Genomic DNA, 11,784 nt, shown 5'->3' with positions numbered 1-11,784 from the left:
CGGCAACCGGAACGTCCTTCCAGCTGTAGCCCTGCTTGGCCAGCGCGTCCTTGATCACCTTCAGAGCCGCTGCCTCACCGCCCGATGTCCACCAGTGCAGCATCTGCACTTCCTTAACATCCGCCGCACGCGCTGCTCCAGCCGTCAATCCAGACAGCGCAAGAGCCAATGCCGCACTCATCATCAGAAGCTTACGCATCAATAAAAACCTCCCAGTTTAAACAGTCACCGGATACGGGAGCCATTTCCCGCGTCCCCTTTCGCCCTCCTCAGGCGCAGTTCTAAGCCGGCTAAGCCAGCGTCTACTTCTGCGGCATCCACCAGTTGGTTCTGCCGCCGACATGCATGTTGAGCGTCTTCGTCTCGGTATAGTCTTCAACCGCATGACGGCCGAGTTCGCGGCCGAGACCGGATTGCTTGTATCCGCCGAAGGGCAGTTCAGGCGTTCCGTCCATGAAGGTGTTCATCCAGACGGTTCCGGCCCTCACCTTCCTGCCGATGGTCAGGCAGGTATCGAAATCGCGGCTCCAGACCCCGGCCGACAGGCCGTAGTCGATCGAGTTGGCGATCTCGATCGCCTCGGCCGTCGTTTCGAATGTGAGCACGGACAGCACAGGCCCGAAAACCTCCTCGCGCGCGACCGCCATGCCGGGGGTTACGGCCTCGAGGATCGTCGGCGCCATGAACTGGCCCATGCCGAAGTCGAGCGTTTCGCCACCATGCGCGATCCTTGCGCCGCTATCCCTGGCGCCGGCGAGATAGCCGCCGATCTTTTCGAGATGCTGCGGCGTGATGATCGCGCCGACCTGGGTCGTCGGATCGAGGGGATCGCCGACTTTGACGTGCTTTGCCAGTTCCGCGACACGCCTGACGACATCCGATGCGATATCCTTGTGCAGGATCAGACGCGACCCGGCATTGCAGCATTCGCCGGCGTTGAAATAGGCGCCGAATACGGCGGCATCGATAAAGGCATCGAGATCGGCATCCGGAAAGACGATTTGCGGGTTTTTGCCGCCGAGTTCGAGGGAAACCTTCTTCAGCGTTTGCGCGGCATTGGTCATGGTCAGCTTGCCGACGCCCGTGGAGCCGGTGAAGGACACCATATCGACATGCGGATGAGAGGTCATGATCGCGCCGACCTCGGCACCCGTTCCGGTGACGATGTTTACGACGCCGTTGGGAACGCCTGCTTCCTGCAGGATTTCACCCAGAACGAGGGTCGAGCCGGATGTCAACTCGGAGGGCTTCACCACCGTCGTGCAGCCAGCCGCCAATGCGAAGGGGAGCTTCTGGCCGACGATCAGGAACGGGAAGTTCCACGGCGTGATGATCGACACGACGCCGATCGCTTCGCGCAGAACGACGCCGAGCGTGCCGTCGCCGAGCGTGTTGTAGCTTTCGCCATGCAGATTGCGCGCAAGCGATGCCGCATACCGCCAGATATCGACGGAGCCGGCGATCTCGCCGCGAACCTGCGAAATCGGCTTACCGGCTTCGATGGCATCGAGATAGGCAAGCTCCTCCGCGCGTGCGGCGATCAGATCGGCAGCCTTGAGCAACACGTTCGCGCGCTCCGAAGCCGTCATCCGTGGCCAAGCGCCGTTGTCGAATGCCTTGCGCGCCGCAGCGATCGCACGCTCGGCATCCGCTTTCGTTCCCGCAGGGTAGCGGCTCACGAGCACGCCATGGCTGGGTGCGACACGCTCGATCGAATGGGATGTACCGGCTTCCCACTTCCCGTCGATCAGCATCTTGAAGTCGCGAACCCGGTGATCGCTAAGAACTTTCGGAGCAACCAGAACCGTCATTACCATTCTCCCTTGAACTGTGCCGGGCGCTTTTCGCTGAACGAAGCGACGCCCTCCTTGAGATCACCGGTCTTTGCGACAAGGATGGATCCCAGAGCCTCGACAGCCGTACCGTTGTCTTCGCCGTTTGCCGACGCGATCATCAGCTTGGCAACTTCGAGTGCCGCCGGACCCCTGCTGGCGATGCGGGCCGCGTAATCACGGGCGGCGGCAACGGCATTGCCGGTTGCGGTAATCGCATCGACCATGCCGAGCAATCGCGCTTCTTCGGCCGTAAAGATCTCGCCGCCGAGCGCCATGCGCCGCACGACCTGAGCGCCGAAGCGCTTGACCAGCCGTTGCGTTCCCGACCAGCCCGGCACCATGCCGAGGCCTGTCTCTGGAAGGCCGATCTTGATCTGCTCCTCTGCAATACGGATGTCCGCCACGCCGGCAAGCTCCAGCCCGCCGCCAAGCGCATGGCCGTTCAGCGCCGCAATCAGCGGAACGCGAAGCGTGGCAAGCCTTTCGAAAATGCGATGCCCATGCCGAACCCAGGCATGGCCGAATTCTTCCGGGCGCATGCCGCCCCAGGCCTTGATGTCGCCGCCGGCAGAAAAGCCCTTGCCTTCGCCGGTCAGGATCGCCACCCGCACCTGCGCGTTTGCCTCGACCTCGTCGGCCGCCTGGGCAAGCGCCTGGAGCATCCCCAAGTCAAGTGCGTTCAGTTTCTCCGGACGCGCGACGGTCATGATCGCTATATGGCCGTCAACTTCGACCTTCACCGTGCCGTTAGCCATGGAACATCCCCTCGAGGACGCGCGCGTCCTTGCGCGGCAGCGACAGACCGATGGCCGGTTCTGCAAAGAGCACCGCATCCATGAGCTTGAGATCTTCGGCGACGATAAGCGGGAATTCCGATTGATCGAGAATATCGGTCTGCAGATCGACGCCCGGCGCAATCTCGGTCAGAACGATGCCGTTCGGCGTCAACTTCATGACGCATCGTTCGGTCACATAGGTGATGTCCTGCCCCTGTTCGATCGCCCGCTTGCCGGAGAAGGTAACGTGCTCGACTTCGTTGACGAGCTTCTTCAACTTGCCTTCCTTATCGATCACGAGCTTGCCGTCGACGATCGACAGCTTCGCGCCGGCATTGAACATGCCTGAGAAGACGATCTTCCTGGCGCGCGCCGTGATATCGACAAAGCCGCCGGCACCCGCTGTAACATGGGGGCGGAACGAAAGCTTGGAGACGTTCACCGAACCATCCCTGCCGATCTCCAGGAAGGATAGCAGCGATGCATCGAAGCCGGCCCCCTGGAAATAGGTGAACTGGTAGGGGGACGGCATGTAGGCGTCCGCGTTGGAGGCGCAGCCGAAGGCGAAATCAAGAAGCGGCACGCCACCGACGGCACCCTGCTCGATGACCCAGGTAACCGCGCCGTGAAGCCCTTCCTCCAGGAGGATGCGCGGTACGTTCGCGGAAATGCCGAAGCCGAGATTGACGCAGCTGCCAGCCTGCAGCTCCTGCGCCACACGGCGCGCAATCACCTTCTGAATGTTGAATTCCGGAACCGTGAAGCTATCGAGCGGCCGGAAAATTTCTCCCGAGATCGCGGGATCGTAGAGCGTCTGGGTCGTCTGCTTCTGGTCAGGATCTACGATGACGTAGTCGACCAGCATACCCGGCACGCGGACGTCATGCGGCTTCAGGGATCCTTCCTTGGTGATCCGCTTGACCTGGGCGATGACAATGCCGCCATTGTTGCGGGCGGCCAGCGCCTGATCGAGGCCGCCGAGATAGGCGCCCTCATGTTCGTAGGTGAGATTTCCGCGCTCATCTGCCGTCGTAGCACGAACGATGGTGACCTGCGGGACGATAGACGGAAAGAAAAGCCAATCCTCGCCTTCGAAGGAAACGCGCTTGACGACGGGTTCCTGCGCACCAAGCCCATTCATGGCGCATCCCTGCCGCTCGGGATCGACGAACGTGTCGATGCCGACCTTCGTCAGGACACCCGGCCGCTTGGCCGCTGCCTCGCGATGGATGTCGAACATGATCCCCGAGGGAATGTTATAGGCTGGGATCTCGTTATTGGTGATCATCTGCCAGATCAACGGCGGTTCCGAACTGGAAGGGCCGGAAGGGTATGAGCCGCCGATGATGCGCTTCAACAAACCTTTTTTGGCAATATGGTCGACACCCTTGATGCCGCTCATGTCTCCGGCAGCAATCGGGTGAAGCGTCGTGATGTCGCGCGGGTGGCCGGTCGCCTCGAAACGTTCGCCGATCGCCTTGAGCATGAGATCGGGGCAGCCGAGACCGCTGGATGACGAGACCGAAACGACGGCTCCATCCGGGATGAGGGCTGCGGCTTGCGCCGGGGTGATGTGCTTGCTCATGTTCACTTAAAGTCCTGTTTTCTTTGTCCCGACCAGGATCACGCCATGATCGGCGATGACTGCCGCTTCGCGATTGCACCGCTGCCGCAACTTTCGCGGACCACAAGCCGCACGGACGACACGATCGCCTCGGCCTCGGCCTTTCCGGCATTGATCTGCTTGAGAAGTAACTGTGCGGCCCTGCGGCCCATTCCTTGCGGATCGACAGAGATTGTCGTCAGAGCCGGAACCGCTGTCTTGGCTTCGATCACGTCGTCAAAACCGACCACGGCAAAGTCGCGCCCCGGCTCGAGCCCAATGGTGCGCAATCCGTCGCAGACGCCAAAGGCAACCGCGTCGTTGAAGCAAACGGCCGCCGTCGGCTTCTCCTCGATCGCCAGTGCACGTCCGATCGCATCGGCCCCACCGGCCCTCGATGGCGCGGACGGCACGATCAGACTTTCCTCCAGCGCCATCCCACAGTTCGCCATCGCCGCACGATAGCCATCGAGCCGCTCGTCAAAAACGGCGGTATCGTTGAACCCACCAAGAAAGGCGATCCGGCGATGCCCGAGCGATGCGAGATGCTGCACCCCGGCAAATATGCCTTCGCGATTGTCCGATACGATCGAAGACACCCTTGCGCCCGGAACATTTCGCACCGCGACAACCACAGGAATACCCGCCGCGACAAGCGGCTTGAGATCCGAGGCTTCGGTCGCACGCGAGGGCGAGAGAATGAGCCCCGAAATCCCGTGCTCCCGCATCGAGGCGATGACTTCGCGCTGGCGATCCAGGCTTTCACTGGTGTTGGACAGAAACTGGACGAAACCCGCGGACTGCACGACCATATCGACGCCGACAGCAAGTTCGGCAAAGAAGCCGTTGGTCAGATCGTTGACGACAACGCCGATAATCTTCGACTTGGCGCCCGACTGCCTGAGATTGGCGGCACCGCGATTATAGACGTAGCCAAGCTCGCGCATCACGGCATTGACCTTCGTCCGCGTTCCCTCGTTGACGAGAGGAGATCCTTGCAAGACGAGCGAAACCGTCGACTTCGAGACGCCGGCAGCCTGCGCGATATCAATGACGGTAACCCGCCCCTTCGCCATTACATCCTCCTCCGACAGCTCGTTGCGTGATGGCACTTAATTGGAACGTTCCAACTAAGTCAAGCGAAAACTCTCGACAAAATCCTGTAAGGCAATAATGGAGATTCTGCTGAAATCGAATTATAATTCTTATCACTTCATTGAATAATATAGGTTTATTCGAAATTTTTCCCTCGTCGCCCTTACAGGCGGCCTCCATAATTTTAGGGGATCTGGGAAAAATTTGGAACGTTCTAATTTTTTTATCGAACCAACCATTGAAGAGAAGCCGTGGCAATCGCAATTGAGAAGCACCCCCATGCTACTTGATATTTCGATGCGCCTGAGATCCTTGCACGACTGAAATCAAGCAAAGCCGTTCGGCCGTCCCTTCTCGCCAGCTTTTCGAAATAGCTGCATTCGATCTTATTTGTGCCAGGCGCTCCCGAACTGGCCGGGGAAATACTTGCGTGAGCTGTAAGATACTGCGATGCGAGGGGGCCGCCGATATTGATTCGACGCACGCAGGCATGATGGAGGCTCCATGATCTCGGGAAAGACTAAGAAAGGTCCGCTCGCGGGCATTGCGCTCGCCAGCGCCGGCTACGCTTGCTTTGCCCTGCAGGACGCCGTCGTGAAGTGGCTGGTTGCCGATTATGAAGTTCCGGAAATTCTCTTTCTGAGAAGCCTCGTCATCGTGATCGTCGCGGGCATATTCGTTCGGCGCTATCGCCATCCGTCGATCTTCAAGAGCCCTTATCGGAAAACCGTCGTGCTGCGAGCGGCTCTGATGCTTCTTGCCTGGTTACTCTTCTACAATGCGGCCAAGCACCTGGGACTCGCCGAACTGACGACGCTCTATTTTTCGGCGCCGATCATGGTCATGCCGCTGTCCATCCTCGTCCTGCATGAGAAAATCGGCATCAGCCGCTGGGTGGCCTGTGCAGGCGGCTTTGTCGGCGTGCTGGTCGCGGTCAATCCAACGCATTCGCCGAACCTCATTCCAGCAGCCATGTGTATCGTCGCCGGCTTTTGCTGGGCATGGAGCACGATCCTGATACGATTGGTCAGTCGCAGCGAGTCGACATTGACGCAGATGTTTGCGACGAGCCTGTTGTTCGGCCTCGCCTGCGCAGTGTCCTTTCCCTGGATATGGAAGACCCCCGATGCCGCAGGATGGGCAATGATGCTCGGTCTCGGCCTTGTTTCGGCGCTTGGTCAGTTTCTGCTTTATGAGGGCTATCGATACGCACCCGCATCGGCGCTCGCCCCGGTGGAGTATACAGGCCTCGTCTGGGCTTTCATTTACGGCTATCTGATCTGGGCGGAAATTCCAGCTGTGAACGTCTTCGCCGGCGCGTTGCTGATCATCGTATCGAGCATCATCCTGATCATCTGGGAACGCCGGGGACATCTGGCAGCGCGAAGCAAAGCATCTCACTGACCTCTTCTGCAGGCGCAGGACCATAAGGCGAAGCGACCCCAATCAGTTTATTGGCGTGAATAACGCGACGCGGGGAAGAAACGATCGTCGCGCGCAACGGCATACCGCCGACACCCCATGATTTCTGAATGATCAACGTATAAGTGCTCGACAATCCAGCTCCACAACTCATGCGACCTGTGCATCTTTACACCAAGTAGTGTTGCGCAAGCGATTAAGTCATCCCTGTAATACAAATCATGGATTGAACTCTATCAGTTTCTTCAGATAGGAAATCACTAGAATAAACTCCGATGTCAAACATCGAGTGGTCAGACCAAAGTTAAATGAAGCATCAATATTGCTTGATGGATCACTTTGGTGTACGGCGTTGCCCTATACAAGCCGAAAAGCAATTGCAGTATCGTGAGTGACGGCGTTTAAACTTTTCTCGCGTTCTCATCATTCGAGATAAACATTCATAAGCAGCGGCTCCACGCTGATCGTACATTCGAGCACCATGGCCAAACAGACAAAGTCCTTCATCGTCGAAATCAAAGGGTCTCGCACCAAGAGAACCAAGCCGGCGGAACAATCACGATCGATCTGGGGCAAATTCACCGAAGATCTGAAACGGAACCTGGCAGAAGCGCAGGAGACGCCAGTCAGCCCGCTCATCAAGCAGGATGACTGCGAGACCGAGGAAACCGTTCCGGAAGTAATACCCGAGCGTTTCGAGGACTTGGCGGCGCCAAACCTGCCTGACTTCGTACAAAAGTGGTCATCGAAACGTGCTGAAAAGCCGAAGGCAAACACAATGGATGCCGTCTCGACCTTTGTTGCGAGGGTCGAGCAGCAAAAGTCGTTGCTTTCCGAATTCCTGGTGGATCCCCAAGCCTTCACCAATTGGCGCGCCGCGTGGTTCCGCAGGGTTGCCGGCGGTTTCGGCGTCAAGATCAGCTACGATGCCATCGATGCCGGCGGCGGATTGCAGTACGTCGTTGTGGATACGGCCGAAGAGGTCGCGGATTTCTTCAGCGATCTTGCGCAGCACGCGCAAACCGATCCTGCGTTTCAAACTGCTTTGCAGCAAAATCGCCGCCGCCGTGCAGCGCGGCGCATTGGCGTCAAATAGGCAGCGCTTTCGAACACCCCCGGCAAACGCCGCGTACATCAAGAGCGCAATTGAGGTGCCGGCCAGATCAACCTGGGCGTTTGCCTCGATATAGCTCTCTGCTCGAGAGGTCGGATCGTGTTCTCGGAGCTATCCCTGGCCTTCAGCCGGCAAGATGCTGCCGCGCGACATTAGAAGCTTGTTAACCATCTTGATTTTATAAATTCGAGATCGAAAGGCGCCCCCGGCCTTTCCAGTTATGCGAATAAATCGGTAATGTCGATCATCCATGCCTTAAGCGCAAACAGCGGCAGGCTTGTCAGGCTAACGTTTGGTCCTGGCCTGCGCCGACGTCCTCCGGCTCAAGCGGCAGGTCATGCCAAGCTTGCCAAAGCCCGCATCATCATGCTGGGCGGCGGTTTGATCATATTTTACGCGGTCATTTTCGGCCGGTTGACCTATTTTGGCATGGAGCCACGCGACGATACATCGTCGATCCCCGCAGAGCATGTGGTTGCCTCGCGCCCCGACATTGTCGATCGAAACGGCGAACTGATGGCAACCGACATCCGCACCGTCTCGATGTTTGCCGAACCCAATCGCGTCGTCGATGCGGATGAGGCTGTCGAGAAGATTGCTCAGGTCTTCCCGGATATCGATCGCAAATCACTGTACAAGAAACTTGCCGACCATCGCTCGCATTTCGCGTGGCTGCGCCGCCAGTTGACCCCTAAGCAGCAGAACGACATCCTGGCGCTCGGCATTCCGGCGATCGGCTTTCGGCCGGAGGTCAAACGCTTCTATCCCGGCGGCCGCACCGCGGCTCACATCCTGGGCTACGTCGATATCGACAATCACGGCGTTGCCGGAATGGAAAAGTATCTCGATCAGCAGGGGTTGTCGGATCTCGACTCCACCGGCCTGACGAGCCAGGACACCTTGCAGCCGGTAAAGCTATCGGTCGATCTGCGCGTCCAGAACGTCGTCCACGACGTGGTATCGGATGCGATCGGCCGGTATCAAAGTCAGGCGGCAGGCGCCGTCATTCTCGACATCCATACCGGCGAAGTGCTCGCCATGGCGTCGGCCCCCGATTTCGATCCCAACGATCCGCAGGCGGATGGCGGCAAAGGCTGGCTCAACCGCATGTCGAACGGCACCGATGAAATGGGCTCGGTCTTCAAGACCTTCTCGATCGCGATGGCCATCGATACCGGAACGGTCAAGCTGAGTGACACCTTCGATGCCAGCGCGCCGCTGCATTACGGTGGCTTCACGATCCATGACGACCGCGATGTACCGCGGCGCGTGCTGTCGATCCCGGAAATCTTCCGCTATTCGTCCAACATCGGCACCGCCAAGATGATGGATAAGGTCGGCATGGACGTCCAGAAAACCTATCTGACGCGCTTCGGCCTGCTGTCAAAGATGCAAACCGAGCTGCCGGAGGTGAAGGCGCCAAGCCAGCCCAAGGTTTGGAAGAAGATCAACTCCATCACTATCGCCTTCGGCCACGGCGTTGCCACCACGCCGATGCAGACTGCCGTCGCCGGCGCCGCCCTCATCGATGGCGGCAAGCTGATCGAGCCTTCCTTCCTTCCGCGCACGCAGGAAGAGGCGGAAAAAACCGAAACGATGATCGTCAAGAAGAGCACGAGCGACACGATCCGCTATCTCTTCCGGCTGAACGGAGAGCAGGGCACGGGCAAAAGCGCTGACGTGCCAGGCTATCACGTCGGCGGCAAGACGGGCACCGCGAACAAGGTCATCCACGGCGTCTATTCGCACAAGTTGAGCTTCAATTCCTTCCTTGCCGCTTTTCCGATGAGCAATCCGAAATATGTGATCCTGGCTTTCATCGACCAGCCGCTGACAGGCGTGCATAACTTGAATCTCGCCGCCGAAACGGCCGCACCGATGGTTCATGATATCATCAGCCGCGCGGCGCCGATTCTTGGGGTCCAGCCGGAGTTTGGCACGAATGTACTGGCGGCCTATTGAGATTAAGCCGTCTCATCTGATTCCAGATTTATGGAAAACCGGTCTCTGCTGACACCAGCCTTCGGCAGGCCGACATATCACGCGCCATCCACGCTTGTTGCTGTCTGCTAATCGAGCAAGACCGGTCAAAAAATGCCTGCTTTGGAGTGAGGCGCATTCTTCAGTGGGTGTTTACTTCTCAACCTTTCGAAGATCAGGCGGAGGTTCCGTCGTCTCCTCGGCGCCGTCTTCATCGACCGCGTCCGGCTTCTCAAGGGCAATCTTTTCGGCCTGTTGGACGGCCATCTGGCGCTGCCACATTGTCTTGATGACAGTCAGCGCCTCTTCGGCTGGAACGCCCTTGCGATATTCGTTTTTGACAACAGCCGCCATCAGCTTTTCAAATCCGGGTGGAACTGGCATCGCCCTACTCCGTCTCATCGAGAGATTCCCGGATTAAAGCACGAATACCGGACCTTTGGGAATACTCCGGCGGGGTTCATCCGCAAGAATATGTTGTTTGCCGCTGATCAAAAATCAACTTATGCTAGCGCCATAAAGACACTTTGGGGAGCATTGCGATGAAGCCAATTGTTCTGTGTTTTTTCATGTTAGTGACATTTTGGGCTTTTCAAGCACGGGCAGACTGTCCGGCGCCCGCCGACAAGAGTTTTGCGGCGGCAGCAACAGCGTTGTTCAACTGTTCGAGCAGCCGACCACTCAAGGGTGGTGACGGCGAACGCAAATTTCAGGTCCACTACGACTTTCCGACGCAACTGCCCGACACGAGCGCATTGCCCTGGCAATCAATAGATCCCTTTGCAGATCCCTATCGTTACATGACGACGATCCTGCAATATGCCACCAAAGTGAATGCCCGTCCGGAGATCGATTGGCGCATCGAGGACAATAAGACGGAGCAATGGTGCGACGCGCCGTGGTTTCACATGCTGCGCGAACCGCTGCATGGCATGACGAGCGAGCGCTGGTCGAGACCCAAGGAACTGCATGAACTGCAAACTGCCTGGGCGCGCACATGGGCTGTTGGCATCTACAACAACGTCGCCTGTTATGGCCTTGGCCAGATGTGGAAAGATCCCAGCTTTCCAAAGACAAAAGGCTTCGCATTTGCCGACGGCGCGCTGGGCGTGAAGATGCTGTTCACCAACGCCATGCCGGCACAGGTCCCTTTCCTGACGGGATCGAAGGAATGGGACGTCGCCGCCAACGACGATGGCAGCATCATGACCATGCGACTGTTGCAAATGGACATTTCGGTCAAGGACAAGCGTTCGCCGAACGGCTGGTTCTTCGGCACCTTCATGTATGACGCAGCCCAGCCGGGCAACACGCCCTACGACCGGCTCATTCCCGTCGGGCTGATCTGGGGCAGCGATGCCGATCTGACGTCGACAAACTATCTGCAGGGCACGGCGAGCGCGAAGGAAAGCTGGGTGAACCCTGTGGCCGCCGCCCATTTCTATTCCTTGCCACGGCACACGCTGGGGCTGTTCGGACGGGCAAATGGTCCGGTCGACAATCCGCTTTCAGCCTGCATCACCTGTCATCAGCGCGCGGTGGACTGGGGCAGAGCCGTTCAGGCAAAATCGCCCGAGGAAAAGGAAGCCGAGGTGCTCCTGCCTGACGCACCCGCCGACCCGTTCGACGCGGCCGCCGCGAAGAAATATTTCCGCGATATCGGCAGCAATTCCGCCGTTCCGGACACGCAGTCTCTCGACTACACGCTACAGGTTTCCAAGGGGATCGGCGCTTTTCGAAACTGGGGCGCGGAAGCATTTCCGGACCATGCCTCGTCAACGACCGACGTACCTCCCTATCCGTTCAAATCGACTGTCGCTCATGCAATGCAGGAGTTGCCTCAAGCTGTCGATGTCGATAGATTTGAAATGGGCACGGAAGATCAGAGCAACGGTCTGTTTCAGCGCTAACGGCCATAGGCCGTGCGAAACGGGAGCGTGTGACTGGTCTGCGGGGTGG

General features: G+C 58.4%; 9 protein-coding genes and 1 pseudogene. 4 read left to right on the top strand and 6 right to left on the bottom strand.

From position 1 onward, the window contains the following. From HGP17_RS27065 to HGP17_RS27045, 5 genes and pseudogenes are all read right to left on the bottom strand, one after another. Positions 1-199: pseudogene (locus HGP17_RS27065) on the bottom strand (sugar ABC transporter substrate-binding protein); the annotation flags it as partial. Positions 200-302: 103 nt separating this feature from the next. After that, positions 303-1,811, bottom strand: coding sequence for an aldehyde dehydrogenase family protein (locus HGP17_RS27060; protein WP_168813764.1), 1,509 nt, complete (start codon positions 1,809-1,811; stop codon positions 303-305). Beyond that, the gene (locus tag HGP17_RS27055) at positions 1,811-2,590 is read right to left on the bottom strand and encodes an enoyl-CoA hydratase/isomerase family protein (RefSeq protein ID WP_168813762.1); all 780 of its coding nucleotides are present in this window, start codon (positions 2,588-2,590) and stop codon (positions 1,811-1,813) included. Before HGP17_RS27055 ends, HGP17_RS27060 begins: the two co-directional genes overlap by 1 nt. Then, on the bottom strand, positions 2,583-4,196 hold the full coding sequence (locus HGP17_RS27050; RefSeq protein WP_168813760.1) for an acyl CoA:acetate/3-ketoacid CoA transferase: 1,614 nt from the start codon (positions 4,194-4,196) through the stop codon (positions 2,583-2,585). The genes HGP17_RS27055 and HGP17_RS27050 overlap by 8 nt, the downstream gene beginning before the upstream one ends. Positions 4,197-4,234: 38 nt before the next feature. Next, positions 4,235-5,290 carry a LacI family DNA-binding transcriptional regulator gene (locus HGP17_RS27045; protein WP_168813758.1) on the bottom strand — a complete coding sequence of 352 codons (1,056 nt, stop codon included), beginning with the start codon at positions 5,288-5,290 and terminating at the stop codon, positions 4,235-4,237. A 523-nt stretch (positions 5,291-5,813) separates the two neighbouring features. Between HGP17_RS27045 and HGP17_RS27040 the strand changes: the two genes are divergently transcribed. The 3 genes from HGP17_RS27040 to HGP17_RS27030 all read left to right on the top strand — a co-directional run bounded on the left by HGP17_RS27040 (position 5,814) and on the right by HGP17_RS27030 (position 9,807). Then, positions 5,814-6,713 carry a DMT family transporter gene (locus HGP17_RS27040; protein WP_168813756.1) on the top strand — a complete coding sequence of 300 codons (900 nt, stop codon included), beginning with the start codon at positions 5,814-5,816 and terminating at the stop codon, positions 6,711-6,713. Between the two features lie 499 nt (positions 6,714-7,212). After that, positions 7,213-7,827 carry a hypothetical protein gene (locus tag HGP17_RS27035; protein WP_168813754.1) on the top strand — a complete coding sequence of 205 codons (615 nt, stop codon included), beginning with the start codon at positions 7,213-7,215 and terminating at the stop codon, positions 7,825-7,827. Between the two features lie 255 nt (positions 7,828-8,082). Then, positions 8,083-9,807: a penicillin-binding protein 2 gene (locus tag HGP17_RS27030; RefSeq protein WP_168813752.1), complete on the top strand. Its 1,725-nt coding sequence runs from the start codon at positions 8,083-8,085 to the stop codon at positions 9,805-9,807. Between the two features lie 171 nt (positions 9,808-9,978). Here the strand turns inward: HGP17_RS27030 and HGP17_RS27025 are convergent, their stop codons facing one another. Beyond that, positions 9,979-10,209 (bottom strand): hypothetical protein, encoded by a 231-nt coding sequence (locus HGP17_RS27025; protein WP_168813750.1) that lies wholly within the window; start codon positions 10,207-10,209, stop codon positions 9,979-9,981. Between the two features lie 185 nt (positions 10,210-10,394). Between HGP17_RS27025 and HGP17_RS27020 the strand changes: the two genes are divergently transcribed. Then, positions 10,395-11,735, top strand: coding sequence for a hypothetical protein (locus HGP17_RS27020; protein WP_246704235.1), 1,341 nt, complete (start codon positions 10,395-10,397; stop codon positions 11,733-11,735). Positions 11,736-11,784 lie beyond the last annotated feature (49 nt).

It is taken from the genome of Rhizobium sp. P38BS-XIX (assembly GCF_012641435.1).
Classification (GTDB): Bacteria; Pseudomonadota; Alphaproteobacteria; order Rhizobiales; family Rhizobiaceae; genus Rhizobium.
Note: the sequence above shows the minus strand (reverse complement) of the source record. Positions and strands in the feature narration are given on the sequence as shown.